Annotated in this window: 19 protein-coding genes; 1 reads left to right on the top strand and 18 read right to left on the bottom strand. The window is 59.3% G+C overall.

Annotated elements, in window-relative coordinates; translation table 11 throughout:
- Positions 1-301 precede the first annotated feature (301 nt).
- A complete protein-coding gene (locus RG2_RS19510) occupies positions 302-1,570 on the top strand; it encodes an ABC transporter substrate-binding protein (RefSeq protein WP_072782636.1) in 1,269 nt (422 codons plus the stop codon).
- A 263-nt stretch (positions 1,571-1,833) separates the two neighbouring features.
- Here RG2_RS19510 and RG2_RS19505 read toward each other — a convergent pair whose 3' ends face one another.
- From RG2_RS19505 to RG2_RS19420, 18 genes are all read right to left on the bottom strand, one after another.
- Positions 1,834-2,601: an ABC transporter ATP-binding protein gene (locus RG2_RS19505; RefSeq protein WP_080711735.1), complete on the bottom strand. Its 768-nt coding sequence runs from the start codon at positions 2,599-2,601 to the stop codon at positions 1,834-1,836.
- Positions 2,594-5,356, bottom strand: a complete 2,763-nt coding sequence (locus tag RG2_RS19500) for a branched-chain amino acid ABC transporter permease/ATP-binding protein (protein WP_033234568.1) — start codon at positions 5,354-5,356, stop codon at positions 2,594-2,596. Before RG2_RS19500 ends, RG2_RS19505 begins: the two co-directional genes overlap by 8 nt.
- Before the next feature lie 202 nt (positions 5,357-5,558).
- Positions 5,559-6,488: an LLM class flavin-dependent oxidoreductase gene (locus tag RG2_RS19495; protein ID WP_033234569.1), complete on the bottom strand. Its 930-nt coding sequence runs from the start codon at positions 6,486-6,488 to the stop codon at positions 5,559-5,561.
- 21 nt (positions 6,489-6,509) lie between these two features.
- Positions 6,510-7,115 carry a PaaI family thioesterase gene (locus tag RG2_RS19490; RefSeq protein ID WP_230590155.1) on the bottom strand — a complete coding sequence of 202 codons (606 nt, stop codon included), beginning with the start codon at positions 7,113-7,115 and terminating at the stop codon, positions 6,510-6,512.
- Positions 7,116-7,260: 145 nt separating this feature from the next.
- Entirely contained in the window at positions 7,261-8,178 is a 918-nt protein-coding gene (locus tag RG2_RS19485; RefSeq protein WP_033234570.1) for an LLM class F420-dependent oxidoreductase, read from the bottom strand.
- A 16-nt stretch (positions 8,179-8,194) separates the two neighbouring features.
- On the bottom strand, positions 8,195-9,370 hold the full coding sequence (locus RG2_RS19480; protein WP_033234571.1) for an acyl-CoA dehydrogenase family protein: 1,176 nt from the start codon (positions 9,368-9,370) through the stop codon (positions 8,195-8,197).
- A gap of 11 nt (positions 9,371-9,381) precedes the next feature.
- A complete protein-coding gene (locus RG2_RS19475; RefSeq protein WP_033234572.1) occupies positions 9,382-9,966 on the bottom strand; it encodes a flavin reductase family protein in 585 nt (194 codons plus the stop codon).
- Between the two features lie 68 nt (positions 9,967-10,034).
- Complete coding sequence (locus tag RG2_RS19470; RefSeq protein WP_230590156.1) at positions 10,035-10,940, bottom strand: alpha/beta fold hydrolase; 906 nt, start codon at positions 10,938-10,940, stop codon at positions 10,035-10,037.
- A 142-nt stretch (positions 10,941-11,082) separates the two neighbouring features.
- Entirely contained in the window at positions 11,083-12,288 is a 1,206-nt protein-coding gene (locus RG2_RS19465) for a thiolase family protein (protein ID WP_033234574.1), read from the bottom strand.
- A 34-nt stretch (positions 12,289-12,322) separates the two neighbouring features.
- Entirely contained in the window at positions 12,323-13,801 is a 1,479-nt protein-coding gene (locus tag RG2_RS19460) for an aldehyde dehydrogenase (protein ID WP_033234643.1), read from the bottom strand.
- 88 nt (positions 13,802-13,889) lie between these two features.
- On the bottom strand, positions 13,890-14,675 hold the full coding sequence (locus RG2_RS31875; protein WP_033234575.1) for an enoyl-CoA hydratase/isomerase family protein: 786 nt from the start codon (positions 14,673-14,675) through the stop codon (positions 13,890-13,892).
- 3 nt (positions 14,676-14,678) lie between these two features.
- Positions 14,679-16,271, bottom strand: coding sequence for a class I adenylate-forming enzyme family protein (locus RG2_RS19450; RefSeq protein WP_218020269.1), 1,593 nt, complete (start codon positions 16,269-16,271; stop codon positions 14,679-14,681).
- Between the two features lie 19 nt (positions 16,272-16,290).
- On the bottom strand, positions 16,291-17,847 hold the full coding sequence (locus RG2_RS19445; RefSeq protein WP_033234577.1) for a class I adenylate-forming enzyme family protein: 1,557 nt from the start codon (positions 17,845-17,847) through the stop codon (positions 16,291-16,293).
- Between the two features lie 103 nt (positions 17,848-17,950).
- Positions 17,951-18,460, bottom strand: coding sequence for an aromatic-ring-hydroxylating dioxygenase subunit beta (locus tag RG2_RS19440; RefSeq protein WP_080711737.1), 510 nt, complete (start codon positions 18,458-18,460; stop codon positions 17,951-17,953).
- Between the two features lie 5 nt (positions 18,461-18,465).
- On the bottom strand, positions 18,466-19,773 hold the full coding sequence (locus RG2_RS19435; RefSeq protein WP_033234578.1) for an aromatic ring-hydroxylating oxygenase subunit alpha: 1,308 nt from the start codon (positions 19,771-19,773) through the stop codon (positions 18,466-18,468).
- Positions 19,770-20,255 (bottom strand): Zn-ribbon domain-containing OB-fold protein, encoded by a 486-nt coding sequence (locus RG2_RS19430; protein ID WP_033234579.1) that lies wholly within the window; start codon positions 20,253-20,255, stop codon positions 19,770-19,772. Before RG2_RS19430 ends, RG2_RS19435 begins: the two co-directional genes overlap by 4 nt.
- Positions 20,252-21,373 carry a thiolase family protein gene (locus RG2_RS19425; RefSeq protein WP_033234645.1) on the bottom strand — a complete coding sequence of 374 codons (1,122 nt, stop codon included), beginning with the start codon at positions 21,371-21,373 and terminating at the stop codon, positions 20,252-20,254. Before RG2_RS19425 ends, RG2_RS19430 begins: the two co-directional genes overlap by 4 nt.
- A 32-nt stretch (positions 21,374-21,405) precedes the next feature.
- Complete coding sequence (locus RG2_RS19420; RefSeq protein ID WP_033234580.1) at positions 21,406-21,690, bottom strand: hypothetical protein; 285 nt, start codon at positions 21,688-21,690, stop codon at positions 21,406-21,408.
- Positions 21,691-21,828 lie beyond the last annotated feature (138 nt).

Below are 21,828 nucleotides of genomic sequence, written 5' to 3'. Positions count from 1 at the left end.
AATACATAAGGCCAGGCGTCGATCACATCAGAATTTGACGCAAGAGTTTTCGCCAGTTCGCATCCCAAATGTCGGCTTTGTCGCCTTGGCCCGCAATTTTGGGTGGAATTTTGATTACATTTCAATAACATTGTTACCAAATAGGCGGAGTGACGCCCGTCATAGCTCACGATTCAGTGGTTCGTATCTGACATTGCGTTTCTAAACGGTGTGATCCTCGATCCGCCCGCAGAATCCGACACGACGCTCAACGAAACAACCATGCGGGCGCAGTCTCAACGTCCCGACGGAGGAGCACAACATGCAGAAATTAAGGACCGGCCGACGGTTGCTCGCAGTAACCGTGCTGTCTGCCACCCTTACCGCAGGAATGGTCGCCTGCAGCAGTTCTGACGACAGCGGCAGTTCAGCCGCCAAACCGTCAGCCAACGAGACCGTCCTGGGTACCCCGAACAAGGCGACCGGCTCGCCGGTAACAATCGGATTCATCAGCGAGGGCAAGTCACCCTCCATCGATACCACCGACGAGATTCGCGGCGCCAAAGCTGCTGCCGCATATGCCAACGACTACCTCGGAGGCATCGGTGGCCACCCCATCGAGGTGAAGGCTTGTGAAGCACTGGCGCAGCCCGCTGTTGCCACCGATTGCTCCAACCAGATGGTGCAGGCCGGAGCGGCAGCCGTAGTAGGACCCAGCCCCGGCGAGCTCGACAACCTCATCGACGTCCTGTCACCGGCCAGTATTCCGCTCGTCATTCACAGCGGTTCCACGCCAAAGGGGCTCAGCTCTCCCGGAGTCTTCTCCCTCTCGAACGGCACCGCATACTTCGCCATCTCTGCCGTCTCCGCAAAGGACCAAGGACTCAAGAACACCCTCGGTATCGCGATCGGCGTGCCTGGCGCCGAAGGTCCCACCAAGCAGATCGGTGGCTTGCTCTGGGGCAATGCAGGTCTGAAGTTCAATGTCACCGGAATCCCGCCGGGTACCGCAGACATGACCCCGCAGATCGCCTCCGCCGGGGCTGACGCCGACAACTTCTTTGTCATCGGCAACGACAGCTTCTGCACCAGCGCATTCAAAGCGATCAAGACAACCAAGCCTGACGCCCCGATCTTCGCAATCGACCGCTGCATCACCATCGGTGGCGGCAGCTCGATTCCCAACGGTTACGAGGGTATAAACGTAGCGACGTCGCAGAACCTCAGCCCGGATGCGCCTGATTCCCAGCTGTACTCAGCTATTCTCGCGAAGTACGGCGACGGCGCAAAGTTCGGTCAGATCTCTTCGGTCGGTTACGCACCGATGCTCGGCATGATCAAGGCACTCAATGCTGCCAAGATTAGCGACCCGACGAAGGAGACCGTGATGGCGGCTATGAAGTCGGCGCCGCCGACCGAGTACCCATTGACCAACGGAATCATGTTCCAGTGCAACGGAAAGCAGATCCCCATCTCGCCCAACATCTGCAGTTCAGACGGAATTGTCGCCAAAGCGAACAAGAACGGTGAACTCACCGACTTCCAGCAGGTCAAGATTGATCCGTCGCTCTACGCAGCACCGACTCCCTGATCACTAGCTTCACCTGAACTGGCCGTCAGCCCCTCAAGGACTGACGGCCAGTTCATTTGTGCCACTGAGCTTTCCCTTCAACTCGGTCACATCTTCTGCAACGGTCCACATCGATCCCACCGCTCAACTCCAGCGACTGCCGACAACTAAGGCAGGCAGGCACAGCGTGGATCGGGCGTATCTGCCCAGCGAATATCGTGACCGGACACAACAACGCCGGCCACCACTCCGTTGAGGAATGGTGGCCGGCGCCGTGGATAAGGTCAGACAGCCTCGCCGAGATACGCCTTCTCCAGAAGATCCGGATTCTTTGCGAGATCGCTTGCCGGACCGCTCAGTCGAACTCCGCCGTGCACAATCACCACGGCCTCGTCAGCGACTTCCAACGCCAACTGGACATGCTGTTCCACCAGAACTACAACAGCTTTGGTCTCGTCCGCGATACGACGCACAATCGGAAGCAGTTCCTCGACAATAACTGGCGCTAGCCCCATGCTCATCTCGTCGATCAGCAGAACCCTAGGGTTCTGTGTAAGTGCCCGAGCGACGGCCAGCATCTGCTGCTCGCCACCCGATAGCGCTCCCGCGGCGACCTTGATGCGCTTACCGAGCGCAGGAAACATCTCGATCGCCGCGTCCACGTCCAATCCTCCCGGCCGCTTGGCAATCGAAAGATTCTCTTTGACGGTCAGCGTGGTGAACAGAGCTCGATCATCCGGAACCAGAACCAATCCATGACGATTGGCTTCGGCAGGTCTTCCACTTCGCAAGGCCTTTCCCTCGACGATGATCTCACCGCCCTTGCGCGGCAACAGGCCCGCAAGAGTATTCATCAGAGTCGACTTACCCGCACCGTTAGGACCGAGGATCGCAAGCACCGTGCCTGCCTGAAGCGAGAAACTCACGTCACGCACGACTCGCACCGACCCGTAGCCGGCCGAGACGTTGCGGCATTCCAGGACCGGGATCCCCGTCGGTATCGGGGCATCATTCGAATCATTCTTACTGTCTATCAATTCCAAATCAGCCATTGACCTTAGCCTCTCTACCTAGGTATGCCTGCGCGACAGTTCTATTGGCCCGAATTTCTGATGGCGTCCCCGACGCGATCAATTCACCGAAGTTCAGGACGTGCACTTCGTCGCAAATGTTGAGCACCAGATCCATATCATGATCCACCATGAGGATGGTGATCCCGCTGTCACAGATTCTCCTCAGACGTTCACCAAGCCAACGACTCTCGGCACTGTCAAGGCCTCCGGCCGGTTCGTCGAGCAAGAGAAGGTTCGGTGATCCCGCCAATGCTCTGGCGATGGACACCAGCTGCCGCTGCCCCTGCGAGAGTTCGCCGGCGGGCCGCTCACTGATGTCACCGATCCCGAGTAGATCAAAAACCTCGGCTAGATGGCCGATGTCGTTGTGTTCGGCCGAGGCAGCCGGACGATGCACGGCCGCTGTGCGGCCCACCTTCACATTTTCGGTGACGCTCAAGTCGTCGTAGAGTTCGATCGCCTGGAAGGTACGTCCGAGACCTGCGCGGATCCGGTTGTGCGGAGCAAGGCCGGTCATCGACGCACCTGCCAGCACAACATCGCCGCTGTAGTCGGCAAACCCGGTAATGGCATCCATCAGGGTGGTCTTACCAGCTCCATTCGGACCGATAAGTCCAACCAGTGCACCCCTGGGTATCTGCAGCGATACCTCCGACAGCGCAACCGCGCCACCGTATTTGACCGACACGTTCTTCAAATCAAGTTCCGGCTGCGCCGTCCGATCAAACTTCCGCGGCTCGGTAGGTATGTATTCCTTACTCACGCCCGCAGTCGAGCTTGCTGCCGAAGGCCCGGCCTTGGCCTCCAACGCTGCCGAGCGGCGGCTTGCGATCAAAGTGTGCGCCGGTCCGACGATACCCTCGGGGTTCAGGATGACCGTAAAGATCAGCAACACACTGGAGATCACGATATACCAGCCGCTTACCGACCACATTTCATCGACGAAGATGTAAAGCAGCCCGTTGGCAGCAGTGACACCGGCCAAGATTCCGCCGGCGACGGACGTAATACCCGCGAGGTAGACGGTGGCGAAGAGCGCAACACCGGCCATCGCCGCGTACGAATCAAAGGTGACTGTCTGCTGTTGGTATGCCAGTAGGGAGCCGCCGAGCCCGGCAATGAATGCGCCAATCGCGAAGGCCAAGATCTTGACGCGGACCACGCTGACACCGGCTGCGGCAGCGGACCTTTCGTTGGCTCGAACGGCCAACATCTCCGTGCCGAGCCGACTACGCCGCAACAGCGCCACCCCGACCGCGACCGCAACGAGCACCACCAGCACCAACACACCGAACGTCACGCGCGGGTATTCCAAGCCCTGACCAATACTCAGATCCCACCCGAACAGACTGGGCTTCGGCGCTTTGATGCCTTCGGAGCCGACGATGTCAACGTTTCGGAACCACACTGCCTCCACGGCGAACGCCATAGCCAATGTCACCACAGCGACTGTAAGACCTCGAATCCGCAAGGCCGGCAACCCGATCAGCACACCGAGGGCAGCTGCGCAGATCGCCGCCACGATGGGAGCGATCGGGAACGGCAGATGGAAGGTATTGGCGATGGGGCCGAGGAGGAAGCCGGCAACACCCGCAATAGTCAACTGCGCCAGCGAAACCTGTCCCGCATAGCCGGTGACCACCACTGACGACAGCGCGATGATAGCCATGATGAAGCTGACGATAAGACCGTTTCGCATGCGGTCATCGAGCAGTACAAGCGCCAATACTCCGACAATCGTCATCACCACCGCAGTAGGCGCCACGTGGTGTGGACGCGGCGCGCGGCCGAGGGTTTGCAAAATGATCGCACCGCGCGCCGGCAGGGGTTTCGCACGAATCAACAGCACTGCGAGGATGAGGACCAGTGGCACGAGTTCCGGCAGTCCCGACGAAGGAAGGAAGTCGAATTGTGCTGCCAGATACTGAACTTCGGATTGCAGCATTCCAACAGCCAGACCTGCAACGACCGCGACAATGACGAAGTCGAAACGCGCCAGAATCGCGGCGGCCAGAGCCGGCACGATGAACAAGGTATACGCGACCGGAACCAGCGGGACGATCGGTGCGATGAGAATTCCGGCCAGACCTGCGACTGCGGAGCTCAGCATCCAGTTGTATGCCGCGATTCTGTCGGGATTGATGCCGCTGACGTAGGCGCCGCGTTCGGTTTCGGCTGCGGCACGGGTAGCCAAGCCAAACTTGGTGTACCGGAAGGCCAATGCGAGCACCACTGCAAGCAGCAGGATCGTCAACGCAAAGTAGAAGCGGTCAGCCGACAACTGCAGAGCACCGGACTTCCAAACGTCTGACGGGAAGATGGGCTCCACCGTGACCGGGTCGGTGCCGAGTTTCTGTGCCACCAAACCGGCAATCAGCAGGGAGATTCCCAAGGCCGCCACAGCTCGCGCTACCAGTGGTGAGGTCCGTAGCGGCCGGAACACCAGCAGATACAGAACCAATCCGAGCACCGCTGCGATCACGAGGGACATCGCGATTGCGGGCAACATGCCGATCGGACCGCCGAGATCTATGGAGTCGGGCAGCCCCGGTATCAAGATCAGCAACTTACCTTCGCGTAGATAGGCGTACGTGTACGCGGTGTACAGCGCGATCGCTCCCGTCGCAAAGTTCACGACGCCCGAACTGCGATACGTCAAGACGATCGCCAGTGCCAGAGCACCGAAAACCGCACCATTTCCTAGACCGAGAAGCAGAAATACCAAATGCTGCATGTGACGACATTCCTCACCGGAGATCCTCTGAAGGTGACACTGATGTTAGATCATGGTGCGACGTACGTCACGTCTTATCTCAAAACTGACGAGCATCACACTCGGGGAGGGGTCGGGTGACATCCCTGCAACTCCGCCCGGCGACGAGGTGCGCCCGCGACGGGAGCCGGAATTCGAGCTGGACAGTGCAACTGTGGCCGAGCTAGCTGCCTGTCTGCGCAACCCTGTGCGCCCGGACATTCGGAGCAACTTCAGTTGCAAAAATTCGCATTGTCTCGGCGTTCGCAAAGTCATGGAATCGAAGGACGAACAAGTCGATCCCGCGGGCTTGTTCATCCAAGAAGAGATCGACCAATTGATCGGGCGTACCGACGAGCGCTTTTCCCCATCCAGCTTCGGGCATCCGACGGGCCGTCTTCGCAGCCACCTCGTCAATGTCCGCTGTGGTGCGAGCAAGACCGACGGCATACTGAGCCGAAATCCTGGCACTTCCCCGCAGTGGGGCAAGATCCTCGAGTCGATGGCGTGCACTTCCCACGCAGTTCCACCAATCCGCATGTCTGGCAACCAGTGGCATGGTCAACTGTCGCCCACCTCCGCCGATGTGAATTGGGATTCGCCCGGCGACGGGACGTGGTAAGCCGAACGCACCGCGGAGTTCGAAATGCTTACCGCTGTAGTTGAATGGCTCTCCGGTAAACATCAATTCAAGAATCTCGAGAGTCTCACCCAACGCATCGGAACGTTCGCGGCGCGATCCGAAAGGGAATCCAAAAGTTGTCAGCTCGTCCTCTACCGATCCCCAGCCCAAACCCAGGTCCAGCCGACCTCCACTGATCTGATCGACTGTGGCCGCCATCTTCGCCAGAAGGGAAGGGTGCCGAAATGGATTGCACCCCACTAGATGACCAAGGCGAATCCTTGACGTCGCTCCCGCAATCGCAGAGAGCAGCGTCCAGCTCTCCAACGAATCACAGCCGGGAGCGCCGGGCGCATAGAGGTGATCCATGATCCAGAAGGAATCAAACTGATGCTCTTCAGCTTGCTGCGCAACAGCAATGACCGATGCTGCATCCATCTTGAGTTGGGGAACGTACAATCCGAACTGCGGACCAGGTATCGAATCGTTCATAGCCGGTTCTCCGTAGTCGGCTCAGGGCTGCCCGGGCAGGAGCCGTACAAAAAGTGCCTCCGCGTCGACAAGTAGATGCTCACCGTCGAACAGTCGACCCGACACCATTGTCTTACGACCTTCGATCGAATCTATCGATGCTTCCACTCGCAGGACCTTCCCGATGGGGGTGATCTTGCGGTAATTCGTTTTGAGATATGCAGTCCGCGAACCCTCTTGGCCCTTGCGGCTCACGAAGATACCGAGCAGATCGTCGAAGAGCAACGGAATCACGCCGCCGTGAACAGCGCCGTTGCCACCGAGATGAGCTTCCGTAAACTCCACGCTTGCCACCATGGTCCGCTCACCGAGCTGCTGGAACGACCAGGGAACCACTACCGGATGATTGCGCCCCGGCAAATCTGAGAGTCGCACGTACTGCTCATCGTTGGGTACCTGAAACTTCGCCAGTTTTGCAGTAATCTGCCGAAACTCTTCTGCAAGTTCGGCACTGAACGCTGCTGGTGGTGCGACAACACACAACGAGGCTTGCAACCCACGAAAAGCCTCCACCGCGTCGAGGAATCTCGCGTGATTCTCACCCAACGACTCTTCCACGAATACCAACGCGTCGACCTCTTCGCTCACGCGCCCTACTGCTGCCCTATTCATCTCTGCTTCAACCCATTTCGTTCAGTAATTGTTGGAACAGATACTCGCTGCCACAGCAACACTGCATCGAACGCCGGTAGGGCCGAGACGTTGCGACTCGGCCCGATCCGTACGCCGCTCGTCAGTTCGAGATCAGCTTTTCGCCCATCATCGAGATATCTCGCTTGAATTCGTCGAAACTTCGACTGGACGGTTCGATCGTGATCCACGTGACGCCCGCATCCTCGTACTCACGCAGTCGCGGAGCAACAGCTTCACAGAACCCCACCGAATCGCCGGAATGCAACAGGTCCTTCTCGAACGGCACGAAGGATACGTCGATGTCAGGCTTGCCCGCCTCGACGCGCTTCTTGTTTTGTGCAGTGATCATTGTCCGAAGCTCATCGATGTCCTCGAGCGGCGGAGTCTTGGTGATCGCCGCCATTTCGGAGGACTGCGCCATCGGCATCCACCCATCGGCCAGTTCGACGACACGCCGTTGGGCGGCCTTGCTGTTTCCACCGATCCATATCGGTGGTCCGCCATGCTGCGCAGGCAATGGAAGTGAAATGTGATCAGTGCGACCGAACTCAGGGCCGTCATGATCGATACCCAGCCACGTTGCCCTCATCGCAGCGATTGCTTCGTCCAACAACTTGCCACGACGCTTGAAATCCGCTCCAAGCGCGTCAAATTCGGCCTCGAGGTAGCCGGCAGCCATACCGAGTGTGAGTCGCCCGCCCGAGAGCAAGTCCAGACTCGCTGCCGAATTCGCCGCCAGATAGGGGCTACGATAACCCGCCACCATGACGTACGTGATGAGCTGGATCCGCTCGGTCGCCTGCGCCGCCATACTCAACGAGACAAACGGGTCGAAAGCATGATGGCCACCGTTAGCCAGCCATTTCTTGCTCGGGTACGGATGCTCGCTCATCGAAAAGCCGTCAAATCCGTTGTCCTCGACAAACTTCGCCACACCGCCGAAGTCACCACCGTCGATCCACTTCGAATAGTGCTTGACAGCCCGCATCGGAAACATCAGGTTGAATTTCAAAGCCATGCTCGGCGCCCCCTCGTCACTTCAACAAATCTCGTGCGATGACCACACGCTGAACTTCGGTAGCGCCTTCGCCCAATCGCTTGACCCGTAGATCACGGAACCATCGCTCGAGCGGAAGCTCGTCGGAAAGTCCCAGCGCTCCGTGGATCTGTATACAACGGTCGACCACGTTGTACGCCACCTCGGTTCCGTACATCTTGGCGACGGACGCATCGACTTTGACGTCCTTACCGAGGTCGGCATTCCAGGCAGCCTGGTACATCAACAGTCGAGCGGCACGAAGCTCGACCTCGCTCTCCACCAGCATCCATTGGATACCTTGTTTGTCAGCTAGCTTGCCTCCGAATACATCTCGGTTCTTCGCCCACTGACATGCCATGTCGAGTGCTGTCTGCGCAATACCGATCGGACCTGCCACGTACAGGATCCGGCCGTAGATGAGGGAGCTGGTGGCCAGGGCGAATCCTTTGCCCTCCTCCCCGATCATGTTCTCGACCGGGATCCGCACGTTGTCGAAGTGCACCTCATATGGAGCAAAGGAAGCCATAACGCCGATTCGGCTGAAAGATGTTCCCGGAGTGTCTTTCTCCACGATGAAGCAGGAGATTCCTCCGCGCCCCTCACCAGTGCGAGCGTAGACGATCCCCCAGTCGGCCTTCTCGGCGTGACTCGTCCACATCTTTGCCCCGTTGAGGACGTAGTGGTCGCCCTCGCGCACAGCTTTCAACTGGATCGCGCGAGCCGGATCGGATCCGCCGGACGCCTCACTGATCGACGTGTAGGCCTTGGTGGCGGTTCCGTCGATAATTGGCTGGGCAAACTTGTCGAACTGCTCTTTGGTGGTGTTGAACATGATGTTCGGCGGATTGCCACCGAAGGCACCCAACGCTGGAAAGAATGCGCCCATACGGCATTTGGCGGCTTCTTCCGCAACAACAACTTGTCCGAGCACGCTGAGACCGGCTCCACCGAACTCTTCCGGGGTCTGCAGCGCCCACAGCCCGAGTCGTCGGGCTTTCTCCTGTAGTACGACGAGCTGCTCGCGGGGCAGGCCCGCAGCATCATGGGGCAGAGTGCTTTCCAGCGGATGCACCTCTGTCTCCATGAACCGCCGGACGGTGTCGCGGAGCATGCGAAATTCTTCCGGTAACTCCCAGGCTCCGGTCACTGATGCCTGTTCCACGGTGGTCATCGAGCTGTGCCCTAAACCTTTTCGCCGAAGCGACGTGCACGCGCATTCTCGAGCTGCGGCTCGTGGTTCGCGTCGTACTGCGCGATCCATTCTTCCGGCAGCTTGCCCCACGCGTCGCCGATGCGCAGCCGAAGTGCCTCGTTCAGAATCTCGGACGCGACTACGTCGCCGACAAAAATGGTGCTTTCCTGAACGTCGAGCGATCCGGAGACTCGAGCTTCCACATAGCTGTGCGCGTCAAGCAGGATAGGGGCGCCGGTGACTCCGGTCTTGGTGCGCAGCGTCGACAGCTTGTCACCGTCACGCCCCGACCTGCCTCCGAGAGTCATCAAGATTTCGAGCGACTTCTCGATCTGATCATCGGCTGCACTCAGCATATGCATGACGAAGATGCCAGAGTTCAACACCATGTCATGGGTCTTGTTGTACTTCGTCAGACTGATAGTCGCACGGGGAGCCTCCGGAACGATGCTGGCCGAGCCCGCAGAGAGTGACATCAGACCATTGGCGAACCCGCCGTCGATTGTGGTGATAGCCACCGGGAACGGACGAAGACCTGCGAGAACTCTGTTTGCGATGTCGGGATCGTAGCTCATGTGGGTTTCCTCTTTCGTGTTTGACCTGTGCGAAAAATTGCAAGGCAGTCGACGTCTTTGCTTGAGAATTATTGCGCGCCTGTCGATATCGATCTATTCAGGTAATCGAGAAGCCCGGCGGTAAAGACGTCGTTATCGTCGCCGGCAACCATGTGACCCGTATCCCGCACGTCGATGACTTCTGCATGCGGGATGAGAGTGCGCATTTCAGCAACGCCCTCGTCGGAGACGACGTCGGACTCCTTGCCCCGAACCAGCAGCACCGGACAGGAAATGTTTCCAGCGGCTTGTTTCGAACGCTCGTAGATGACCGCACTGACGGGGGCCTCGGGATTGCCTCTGGCATCTCCGGGGAACATGACCCGCGGGTCCCAATGCCAGTGCCAACGTCCTTCTCTCAGACGCAAATTCTTCTTCAGTCCTTCAAGATTCCCGGAGTGCCTACGACGTGGGTTGTAGGCCGAGATCACTTCGGACGCCTCTTCCAGGGAGCCGAACCCGTCGGGCGCGCTCATCATGAAGTCTCGGACTCTGCGACCTCCGGCTTGCTCGACTCGCACAGCGATGTCGACCAAAACCAAAGCCTGTGCGAGTTCGGAATCTTCACCGAGAGCGATCAACGAGACTTTGCCGCCGAGTGAAGCACCAACCAGCACCATCGGAATATCTGGATTTTCATTTCTGACATGACGCACGATTTGGTGGAGGTCTTCGGCCATGATCGACATGCCGTAGTTACCAGCGTCGTCCCAATCACTGTCGCCGTGCCCGCGCAGGTCTACCGCGTACGCGATCCAGCCCGCTGAGCCAAGTCGTTCACCCGTGTTTCGCCACGAGTGTCTCGTCTGCCCGCCACCATGGAGAAGTAGCACGATTCCGTGCGGCTCCACTTGCCTGCCTGCGGTTCTCCATCGATCTGCAGAAAGCCTGAGGCCGGCGCCGGCTATGTCCAACGACACGAAGTCCAGATTCACGTGGGGACCTTCCATGAAAAGTATCTCGATCGCCAAACGCCAGACGATTTCGGAAGTACTAGCCGGCAGTTCGGACGAGGTCGGGGATAAACACCCGTCCGAACTGCCATGCTTTCACATTATCTGACAGTGCTGTTCATTTCTAGTGCTTTGGGGCAGGCACTTCGATCACAACTGCGCCGGCCTGGCCGCCACCCGCACACATGGCTGCAACGCCATAGCCACCGCCCCGACGGCGGAGTTCGTTCATCAGCGTGATGATCATCCGCGCGCCGGAGGCCGCCACCGGATGTCCAAGGCTGCAACCACTTCCAGCGGTGTTGACGATCTCCTCGTTGATGCCGAGCTTCTTACACGCCGCTACCGGAACTGCCGCAAATGCTTCATTGATCTCCCACAACGCCACGTCCTCGATACTGATACCCGCGCGTTCGAGAACCTTCGGGATCACGTCGAGAACTATCATTCCGGTGCGCGCCGGATGATCAGCCGAAGCCGCCCACGCTTTCACCGTGGCGAGTGTCTCCAGTCCGGCCTCAGCTGCCAATTCGCTGGAAACCACCATGACTGCCGCAGCGGCGTCGTTGATACCACTGGCATTGCCGGCGGTGATCGAAAAGTTGTCGATCTCGGGGTGCAGCGTCTTCAGCGTCGCCAACCGCTCCAGCGTCGATCCGCTTCGCGGGTGCTCGTCCGTATCGAAGTCTACAAACGTTCCGTCTGCCTGGAGCACGGGAACGGGCACTATCTCATCCTTGAACGCGCCGGATTCGATTGCTGCGACAGCCCTGTTCTGTGAACGAACGGCCCACGCGTCCATCTCTTCTCGGGTCAGATCGGCATCGCGAGCCGTGTTCCACCCCACCGTGATGGACATGTCCATGTTGGGCGCCTCGGCCGTATCCGGATGTGTGGGCGGCATCCACTTCTCGATGAATTCATCGACACTTCCGGGCTTGCGAAATTTCTGCACGGGGCCCGTCGACGAAGACTGGGTGCCCCCGGCGATGACTGCCTTTTCCGCACCGGCCATCACCGTCGCGGCGGCGTTTCCGATTGCCGTAAGACTCCCGGCGCAGTGCCTGTTCACTGATTGGCCAGGCACCTGCAGCATTCCTGCGACGACCGCAGCATGTCGAGCGATATCACCGCCGCCGTAGTTGGACTCAGCGAGAATAATGTCGTCGATCTGCGAAACGTCCAAGCCTGAACGCTTCTGAACTTCCTTCACCACAACCTCGGCGAGTTCCATCGCGGTCGTGTTTCTCAGAGTTCCTTTGAATGCAGTGCCGATAGGCGTTCGGGCGCCGGCAACGATGACGGCTTCGATCTTTCCGTTTTCAGACATACTTCTGATCCTTCGATAGTGGTGGGTACCGGCGTCAGCCGAGTGTGAACGGATCACGCGTGTTGCCGGTGAGTTCGACCCAGATCGCTTTGGTCTCAGTGAAGTCCTTGACAGCATCGATTCCGTTTTCACGTCCGATGCCGCTCGATCCCATTCCCCCGAAGGGCACACTCGGCGACACCGCGCGGTACGCGTTGACCCAGATCGTGCCGGCTCGGAGTTTCGCGGCAACCCGGTGAGCGCGGTGAACGTCCTTCGTCCACACTGCCCCGGCCAGTCCGAACTCCGTGCCATTGGCCTCCGCGATCGCCTCTTCCTCGTCGGAAAAGGTCGACACCACGAGTACCGGGCCGAAAATTTCCTCCGAGACAGCACGCATGTCGGACGTCACGCCGGTGAGGACGGTGGGCTTGACGAAGTATCCGCCCAACTCTTCGACAGGCTCGGCGCCGTAGGCAATCGTGGCCCCCTGCTCGCGGGCAGAGGCAAAGTGCGACAACACTTTTTGGTATTGCGGCTCATTCGATACGGGACCCATCTCCGTCCGGGGGTCCTTCGGGTCACCGACAACGATGGTCGACGCGCGGTCGACGATCTTTTGCACCAACTCGTCAGCCACGCTCTCATGCACAAGCAATCGCGATCCTGCTAGACAGGTCTGTCCGGTCGCAGCAAAGATTCCGGAGATCACACCATTGGCCGCTGCATCCAGGTCTGCATCCGGGAATACGACCTGTGCCGATTTTCCGCCGAGTTCGAGAGTGAAGCGGGTCATGTTCTGGAGCGCAGCCTGGCCGACCTTGATTCCCGTGCCCGTCGAACCGGTGAATGCGATCTTGTCGACGCCCGGGTGCGCGGCCAGCGCAGCTCCGGTCTCGGGACCCCAACCGGTAACAACATTGATGACGCCGGGAGGAAAGCCTGCTTCCTCGAGCAGAGAAGCAAACGCCAATGTTGACGTCGGGGTGTAGTCGCTCGGCTTGACGACAAACGTGCAGCCCGCCGCGAGGCCGGCCGCAAGTTTCCACGCGAGCAACAGAAGTGGCGAGTTCCAGGGCGTAATCGCTCCGACGACGCCAACCGGCTCATGCTTGGTGTAGACCAAGTAGTTCGGCTTGTCCGTCGGGATTACCGCGCCTTCTAGCTTGTCCGCCATTCCGGCGTAGTAGTAGTAATACTCGGGCAGGCCCTTCATCTGGCCGGACATCTCCCGTAGGAGCTTTCCACCGTCCCGCACTTCGAGTTCTGCGAGATTCTCGGCTTCACGGGCGATGACGTCGCCGAGCTTCCAGAGAAGCTTTCCGCGTGCAGTTGCCGTCAACTGCCCCCAAGGGCCGTTCAGCGCATCACGGGCTGCCTGAACCGCGCGATCAATGTCAGCTTTTCCACCATCGGGAACCTGAGCCCACGCGCTACCCGTGAAGGGATCAGTACTGTCGTAAGTCTTTCCGGACGCAGCTTCTACCGATTCTCCGCCGATCAGCAGCGAAAACCGGAGAAGAGTTTGCGTCACCGGCCCGCCATTCGAAGCACTGTCGTTCACTACACTGCTGCTCACAGCACACTCCTTATTGGGTTGACGCCCGATTGGTTGGGCACGCTCATCGGAACCGTGGCTCGCGCTTGTTCACACGTGAGTCGGTTCGGCCGGTACCTTGGTTGCCGATCTGTGTGTAGGACAGACCATTTCGCAATGCCATCGACGGTGTCATCTCCAGGGACTCCCAGATCGCTCGGACCGTACCTTGTATGGCCTCGGGGCGACGGCCGGCGATCTCGACAGCCAATTCATGGGCACGCTCGCGTAGCTCAGCCGTCGACGTCACCTCCGTCACGATGCCCGCACGCAATGCGGTGTCCGCTGTGATTCTCTCGTCACTACCGAGAAGAGCCCAACGCATGACCTCGCCTAGTGGTACTCCGCGTGCGAGCATGCCCATCGGCTCGAGTGCAGAAACCATTCCACCGTTGGCGTGTGGATCGAAGAAGGTGGCGTCCGACGAGCAGATGACGATGTCGGACTCATTGATGAAATACATTGCGCCACCGGCGGCCATACCCTGTACGGCACAAATGACGGGCTTCCACACACTGTGCTGTTTGGGTCCCAGCATCACCCCGGGATCTTCCTGATTCCATCGACTCAGATGCGTCCACCATGGACCCTCGCTCAGATCGACTCCGGTGCAGAACGCGCGTTCGCCATTGGCTCGAAGCACCGCAACGTGAATGTCGTCATCGTCCCGAACTCGCGCCCACACCGATGCCATCTCATTGGCCATTGCTTCGTTGAAACAGTTGAGCCGGTCCGGCCGGTTCAACGTGATTGTGGCGATGTGATCTGCGACCTCGAATTCGATGGTCACAAACTCTTCTTCAACCGCCATCGCTCACACCTTCTCTACATTGCTGTCGTTGATATCTTTCGAATACCGTTTTTGCAGTTCAGGTTTGGATATTTTCCCCAGCGGGTTGCGTGGGATCGCCTCGACCACCTCCACTTGCTCCGGGAATTTGCGCACATTCAACCGAGTAGTTCTCAAGTACTTCTGGACCGATTCGAGCGTCGGGAAATTGCCAGGATCAGCAGCAACGACGACCGCGCACACCCGCTCGCCCGATTTTGCATCCGGCACTCCGATCACAGTGAGATCCGCAATACTCGGATCCCCCATCAGTGCTTCTTCCACCTCCCGGGCGGAGATGTTCTCCATCTTGCGAACAATGATGTCCTTGATCCGTCCGGTAACAGCTAGGCGACCGTCTTGATCCAGGAACCCGAGATCGCCGGTGCGAAAGAAGCCGTCCTTGTCGAATGCGGCACTGTCCAAAGAGGAGTCGACGTATCCGTGGAACAATTGCGGTCCGCGAACTCGGATCTCACCGATCTCACCGACCGAGGCGCTCGACTCGCCCGCGCCCACGATCCGAACTTGGCCACCCGAACACGGAATTCCCTCGAATTCTGCGTGCTGCTCGTCTGTGTCGTGTGGAGTTCCCCAGGTGATATACGGGCATTCGGTCATTCCGTAACCCGAAATGATCCCTACACCACCCAAGTGCTCTTTGGTCAGTCCGCTCAATCCTGCCGGGCGGCCGGAACCGCCACCGAGGGTGGCCCTCGAGTGAGGAAACAGCGGTGCGATGCCACGTTCGCGGGAAAGCCGCAGATACTCATTGGTGAAAGGCAATCCCGATCCCACCAGGGTTGCCTTCTCCTCGATGAGTTGATCCGCATTCGCTTCCGGCGCAAAAGCAGCACTGATGATCAGCGAGTGTCCGACGAGCAATGAATGCAGCATGTGCGCGATCCCACCGACGTGAGCGATCGGCACGAATGCGGCACATCGATCTTCCTGCATCACTTCAAGATTGGAAACAAAGGTCATCGAGGCTGCAAGAAGACCGCGGTCGGTGTGCTTGACCCCCTTGGGTGCCGCAGTCGTACCCGACGTGTAGAAGATCCAGGCGATCGCGTCGGCGTCGACGTCGGTGCGGACCGTCGGCAGACTTGATGGATCGCCGAGTTCCCAGCCACTGTAATCCCCTGTCGCCTCGAGAACGAGGACATCCAACCCCGGGACTACTTTGCGGACTCGCTCAGCCAACTGCCCGTGGTCATATCCGCGAAATTCTCGCGGGACGATCAGCAGAGACGCGCCGACTTGATTGGTGATGAACTCGACTTCGGCGTCACGGAACATCGGGATGACGGGATTCTGCACGGCGCCCAGGCGCGAAAGTGCCAGAGACATACACATCGCCTCGACAGTATTCGGCAACTGCCACGACACGACGTCCCCTGCTCGAACACCGCGCGCATGAAGTGTCGCGGCGATGCCCTCCGACAAGGTCTGACACTCTTCGAATGTGAAGCGTCGTCCGTGCTCGTCGACGGCGAACTCGAGAGTGGGTGTCGCAGCGGCGCGGTCTGCTACGAGATCCCACACTGCTGAGGCATGCAATGCACCATGATTCTTCACCGCCAACATTTCAGTCCCCTTATCCTGTAACGACATGCAAGTCATCGGCAATCACGCGCTTGAGAATTTTTCCTGCGGGACCGAGCGGAAATTCACTCCGGAAGACAAACCGGCGAGGCTGCTTGTAGCCTGCCAATTCAGCGCGGCACAGCGCCGTCAATTCAGCGGTGAGGATTTCCTCGTCCACCTCGCCACGCGGTACCACCACCGCGACCGGGGTCTCACCCCATTCCGGATCCGGAATACCAACAACCGCAACCATTTCGACTCCGGCATGATGACCTATGACTCGTTCGATTTCTGCTGGATAGACATTGAATCCGCCGGAAATGATCATGTCAGTCTTGCGGCCCGTGATGTGCAGGTACCGCTCGTCATCGAGGTACCCGAGGTCACCCGACCAGAGCCCGTTCGGCCGGAAGGCCTCAGCGGTCTGCTGCGGCCTGTTCCAATAGCCGACAGCGTTGGCCTCACTGGAAATGACGATCTCGCCGATCTCACCGGCAGGCAGGTCGTTTCCGTCTGCGTCGACGATTCGGATCGACACCATGGGCGTCTCCTGGCCACAGGAGGTGAGGATCGAGGTTTTGCCCGCCACCATGTCGCGATGATCTTGCGGAGTCAGAATGGTTGCCTGACCGCCACATTCAGTCAGACCGTATCGCTGCTGCATATCGCAACCGAGCATGTCCATTGCCTTCTTCGCAAGGCCGGGAGGCACCGGCGCCGAGCCATAACTGATCCGACGCAGGCTCGACATGTCACGCCTGGGTCCTTCTTCCAGAATTCGCAGCGTCCGCTGAAGCATCGTCGGAATGAAAGTGGTGAACGTGACTCCGCTGCGCTCGATTTCATCGATGACGGCCTGCGGATCGAAGCGCTTGTGGATGACCATGGTCTGACCCAGATAGGTCCATGACAAAGTTCGGACCATGCCACCTGCGGTGAAGAACGGTGTGGTGGCAAGAAATACATCCGAGCGGTTGCCCTCGGTGACCAGCGTGGTGTCGACAACCTGGGCGAGCATCCCACGGTGAGTATTCACGACTCCCTTCGAACGCCCGGTGGTGCCGCTCGTATAGAGAATGAACTGAATGTCCTCCGGCGTCAGATCCGACGGCGTCGGATCTGACGATGTCGCCTCACGCAGTGCCTGCTCGTAGTCGGCGCCGACGACGACGGCATCCACACCAGCAGCGCCGATCTCGAGCACCACGTCAAGTTCATTGAGCTCGGAACCGAATCGCTGCGCTTGATCGGTGTGGATGATCGCACCCTTGGCACCGGCGTCGTCACGAACGTGAGCGAGCTCGTCCGGGGCCAGTCGTATGTTCACCGGTACGGCAATGAGCCCAGCCTTCGCCAACGCGTAGGTGATCTCGGGCCACTCGATGCAGTTCCTGGCAATGACCAGGACACGGTCACCCTTCGTCAGGCCTTTGCCGATCAGGTGGTTTGCCAGCCGCCGCGCCCGCTCATCGACCGTCGGCCACGTATGGGTTCGGTCTCCCTCGATAATCGCCGGCTTGTTGGGGTACCGCCGTGCGTTGTTACGTGGGATGTCGCCTACCAGCACAGTTCCTCGCAATATTCTCAGGAAGGCCTCCGAGCAACAGGGGAAGCTGTCACTGTCCGGCCTTCGGCAAATTGAAATCGGTGTAGTCGGATCGGACTTCGCGTCAGATCAGGAAAGCCAAGGTGTCGACCGGTCCAGCCGCACCGTTGAGGTGAACGGTCTTGCCGGCCAACTTCAGGCCGCCAGCGGTACGGCGAACCTTGTGGATGACGCGCCCCGCCCAGATGCGTTGGGTGTAACGGTATTCGAACAGCGCGAAGTTCGAAGCCACCGTGACGGTATCCGCGTCCGTACCGAGAACCTCCATGTTGCTCAGGAGACGACGCATGACAGACGGGGGGGTCTGCGAGTGCCGATTTCCGGTATTGAGCTGTGCCACACGGCTCTTGATTCGGCGACGATTGTCGTAGATATACGACAGCTGAGTCTTCGGATCGTCATCCGGGTGCATCGGCACCCAGTAGAGCGCGTCGTCGTCCCACAGAGACTCCCACTCGGAGTACCGGGCCTCGTCGGCTAGCCGCGCCTCGAAGAACAGAAACGACGCAATATCTGCGTCCGGGGCCGGAAGGGCGGCGAACGGGCTCATTGCAATGAATTCGGTAGTAGTCATTTCTCTCAGATCTCCTGTCCGACAACGCTGGCCCACTGACGGTAGAAACCACGCTGCGGTGTTTCCGCGCTCTTGTCGCTGTTCACGATTCCGGTCTCATCGGTTTCATCGGTTTCCAGACCGCGGGAAAGCCGGAGCCATTCCGGATCCTGCGCGGCCAGACCGGCCTGATTGCGCATTCCGATTTCGCCGTCGTCCGCGATGAGGAATCCCGCGGGTCCCATTGCTCCCTCGGAACGTCGCAAAGTTCGCTCGTTGAGCTTGTCCTGTCCGGGGACGATGACAGCAGTGGTGTACGCGACGGTCTCGTCAACGCCTATCGGCTCGACGTACATGATGTTCATCTCGGCCAAGAACAGGTTCGGCCAGATGAGGGTGTGAGGCGGGCCGACGACGAGGGAGTCGTGCGCTTTGTCCTCACCGTGCGTTTTTTCCAGCGCCGCAACATATTCGGGCAACTTCTCACGCGGCGTGCGACCGTACCAGACGAATTCCTCGTCGAGCTTGCGGTACTCCGCAGAGTAGTCGATCTCGGAATGACCCGAACCTATGTCGCGTACCACCACATCAACTTTGGAGGGGACGTGTGAGACCTTCGCCGGGCGGATGGCGTCGTACACCGATGCATGTGTGAAGAGTGCATGATATCCGTCGACATTGTTCTCCACCACCATCTTCCAGTTCGCATGATGGACATGCTTCATCCAGTTCGAACGCAGGTCGATTGTGCCCGTGGGCGACAGGTTGAGCAGTCGATCGATCGCCTTCGTCGCTCCGCCGAGGTGTTCCTGGAGAGAAATTCCTTCTGCGGAAAGCGATGCGAAGATGAACCCGCCATAGCTGTCGACGCGAGGCGCCTCCGCCATTCCCAACTCGGAACGCACCTTGTTGAACGCTTCGCCATATCCCTCACGCATCGGAACGGCGGTGAGCGAACCGGTGTTGCTGAAAGTCCAACCGTGATACGGGCATCGGAAGGACGTGGCATTTCCGGAATCCGCATTGCAAAGCTTGTTAGCGCGGTGTGAGCAACGGTTGAGCAGTACACGAACCTCGTCGTCCTTGCCGCGGACAACGACGACAGGGTCGTGGCCGATGCGACGCGTCAGGTAGTCGCCCCGCTCGGTGACCTCACTGTCGTGCGCCACATATACCCAGCCCGTACGGAATATGGTGTCCATCTCGCGTCGAAAAATTTCCGGCGACGTGTATACCGAACCGTGAACACGGTCTTCTTGCACGATCTTGGTTACATCGAAAGTGTCAGCAGACGTTGCTGTCTGGATCACTGGGGTCGTCTCAATAGTTGTCATGGGCGGGCCTCCGTCTCATTTGGGGCGGTGTTCTGGACTGGGCTGTAGGCGGCGGGAATTGCGACCCCACCGAGATTCCGAAATGCGATCCCCACCTCGCTGCCGATACGAGGGGTTGCACTTGTGGGATCGAGTGTCGTCATGATCAATCGGTGGCCGCTGGTCAGTTCGATGTCAAGGATCGGGTACGGATGTTGTGTCTTCACCAAACCAGGTTCGAAGCGATGCATCGTGGTGGCCGAGTGCACGGTGCCGACGAGATCGACCCTGCGCCAGTCACTGTCGAAAGAACCGCATCGATCGCAGACCGCTTGTTCCAGGTCCAGTGTCGATTGACAGCCGGCACAGAAAGGCAAGATGAGTTCGCCACGGGCCGCAGCTGCATAGAACTCGTACATCGACTCGTCTGCGGTGTCGGGGGCCAACGTGTCGTCGAGTAGCCAATCCCGCGTTGCTATCGGCGCCTTCACTGACCGGGTCATGATGCACGCTCCAGGATCATCGCCGCATGGTGGTCGATGCGTCCACCGATACCGCCGACCAACGCTGTTGTTGCTCCCGGTACTTGCCGGTCGCCACCCTGACCACGAAGTTGAATCATCGCCTCTGCCAACGGGGTCATCCCCTGCAGATAGAAGCCGGAGAGTTGGCCACCTCCGGTATTTGTCGGAAGCGTTCCTCCGGCGCTCGTCCCACCACCACGAACAAAATCACCAGCACTCGATTTCCCAGTCAGTGCGTACTCTTCGAGCAGCATAAGTGTGACCACCGAGAAGGGGTCGTAGAGTTGCGCCATGCTGAGATCGGCCCGAGACATGCCGGCCTGTTCGAGCGCGTCGTCGACTGCCCGGCGTCCACCCCCGAACCACGATTCACTACCTGCACGCCGGCGCCGGACCGGATGTTCCCGGCCGGTCCCTCGGACGTGGAGTCGAATCGGATTACCCAGCGTCTCGTTGTCACTGACGATGATTGCGACGGCGCCGTTAACGGGGCGCGCGCAGTCGAGGCGCCGCAACGGCTCGGAGATCATCGGGCTTTCCAGGTAGCCGGTGACATCGAGTGGCTTACGCACCACAGCATCCGGGTTGCCCAGAGCCCAAGCCCTAGTCGTAGTTGCGACGGCGCACAGATCCTCAGGAACCGCACCTGTTACGTGCATCCATCTCTGGGCCAGCAACGCGTATGTCGGTACGGAGCCGAGCACGCCAGATGCCCTCTCGAGCCCGCGCGCTCCGGCTTGCCCACCACTGTGCGCGTAGGTGGATCCCGCGCCCTTGCCCGCAACGAGCGGAGCATCAGCGAATACGCACACCACCGTGCTGGCAGCGCCGGACTCGATGGCCAACTGCGCTCGCTGCACCATGGCAATGGTTGTGGCGCCCTTGATTTCGACATGTTCTAGGAGTCGCAGGTCCGAGAATCCGCCCTGCGCCGCAAATGTGACGCCGAGCCGATCCGGGCGGACACCCTGAGATGAACCGACCAGGAGTCCGTCGACGTCACGGTGGTCGATACCTGCATCCGCCAATGCCGCGTGTGTCGCTTCACAGGCTAGTTGCAGTGGTGATTTTCCAGGCTTCAGCGACATCGGAGTCATTCCGAGTCCCACGAGTGCCGTACCAGCGGAGGTCACGGGGTCGATCCGTTTCGAAGCGGACCCAAAGATCTGTCGCGACGCTCGTCGCGGTAGTTCCCAACCCGCATCCACTCTTCGCGATCGTCGGGAGTAGCCAGGCACAGGCTCGCCAGTTCCAATGGCGACAGGAATATCCGGTCGCCGGTTTCGACATCCTCAACCAGTAGTCGCGGACCGTTTCCACTCGTATCCAATGACACGCGGACGACCGCGAACTCGTTCGCCAACTGTGTCAGTTCCCGCCGTTTGATGATGCGGGTCTCCTCGTCTACAGACATTGCCCTCAGCTCTTCTCGTGACCTACCCGCAAACTGCTCCTGGCGGACAAAGTGCCGAATTGCGCGCCCGAAGGCTTGCTCATCGGTTGAACACCCCTCATAGTCATATCGTATGCGAGTGTCAGAAACAATGTTCCG

Source organism: Rhodococcus globerulus NBRC 14531, from assembly GCF_001894805.1.
GTDB classification, from domain to species: domain Bacteria; phylum Actinomycetota; class Actinomycetes; order Mycobacteriales; family Mycobacteriaceae; genus Rhodococcus_F; species Rhodococcus_F globerula.
The sequence above is the reverse complement of the archived record's forward strand: the minus strand, read 5'-3'. Positions and strand labels throughout refer to the sequence as shown.

Bases quoted from the DNA above. Each gene is read 5' to 3' on its own strand.
- RG2_RS19510 (WP_072782636.1), top strand. From the start codon at position 302: ATGCAGAAATTAAGGACCGGCCGACGGTTGCTCGCAGTAACCGTGCTG.
- RG2_RS19505 (WP_080711735.1), bottom strand. From the start codon at position 2,601: ATGGCTGATTTGGAATTGATAGACAGTAAGAATGATTCGAATGATGCC.
- RG2_RS19500 (WP_033234568.1), bottom strand. From the start codon at position 5,356: ATGCAGCATTTGGTATTTCTGCTTCTCGGTCTAGGAAATGGTGCGGTT.
- RG2_RS19495 (WP_033234569.1), bottom strand. From the start codon at position 6,488: ATGAACGATTCGATACCTGGTCCGCAGTTCGGATTGTACGTTCCCCAA.
- RG2_RS19485 (WP_033234570.1), bottom strand. From the start codon at position 8,178: ATGGCTTTGAAATTCAACCTGATGTTTCCGATGCGGGCTGTCAAGCAC.
- RG2_RS19480 (WP_033234571.1), bottom strand. From the start codon at position 9,370: ATGACCACCGTGGAACAGGCATCAGTGACCGGAGCCTGGGAGTTACCG.
- RG2_RS19475 (WP_033234572.1), bottom strand. From the start codon at position 9,966: ATGAGCTACGATCCCGACATCGCAAACAGAGTTCTCGCAGGTCTTCGT.
- RG2_RS19465 (WP_033234574.1), bottom strand. From the start codon at position 12,288: ATGTCTGAAAACGGAAAGATCGAAGCCGTCATCGTTGCCGGCGCCCGA.
- RG2_RS31875 (WP_033234575.1), bottom strand. From the start codon at position 14,675: ATGGCGGTTGAAGAAGAGTTTGTGACCATCGAATTCGAGGTCGCAGAT.
- RG2_RS19440 (WP_080711737.1), bottom strand. From the start codon at position 18,460: ATGACTACTACCGAATTCATTGCAATGAGCCCGTTCGCCGCCCTTCCG.
- RG2_RS19435 (WP_033234578.1), bottom strand. From the start codon at position 19,773: ATGACAACTATTGAGACGACCCCAGTGATCCAGACAGCAACGTCTGCT.
- RG2_RS19430 (WP_033234579.1), bottom strand. From the start codon at position 20,255: ATGACCCGGTCAGTGAAGGCGCCGATAGCAACGCGGGATTGGCTACTC.
- RG2_RS19425 (WP_033234645.1), bottom strand. From the start codon at position 21,373: ATGACTCCGATGTCGCTGAAGCCTGGAAAATCACCACTGCAACTAGCC.
- RG2_RS19420 (WP_033234580.1), bottom strand. From the start codon at position 21,690: ATGTCTGTAGACGAGGAGACCCGCATCATCAAACGGCGGGAACTGACA.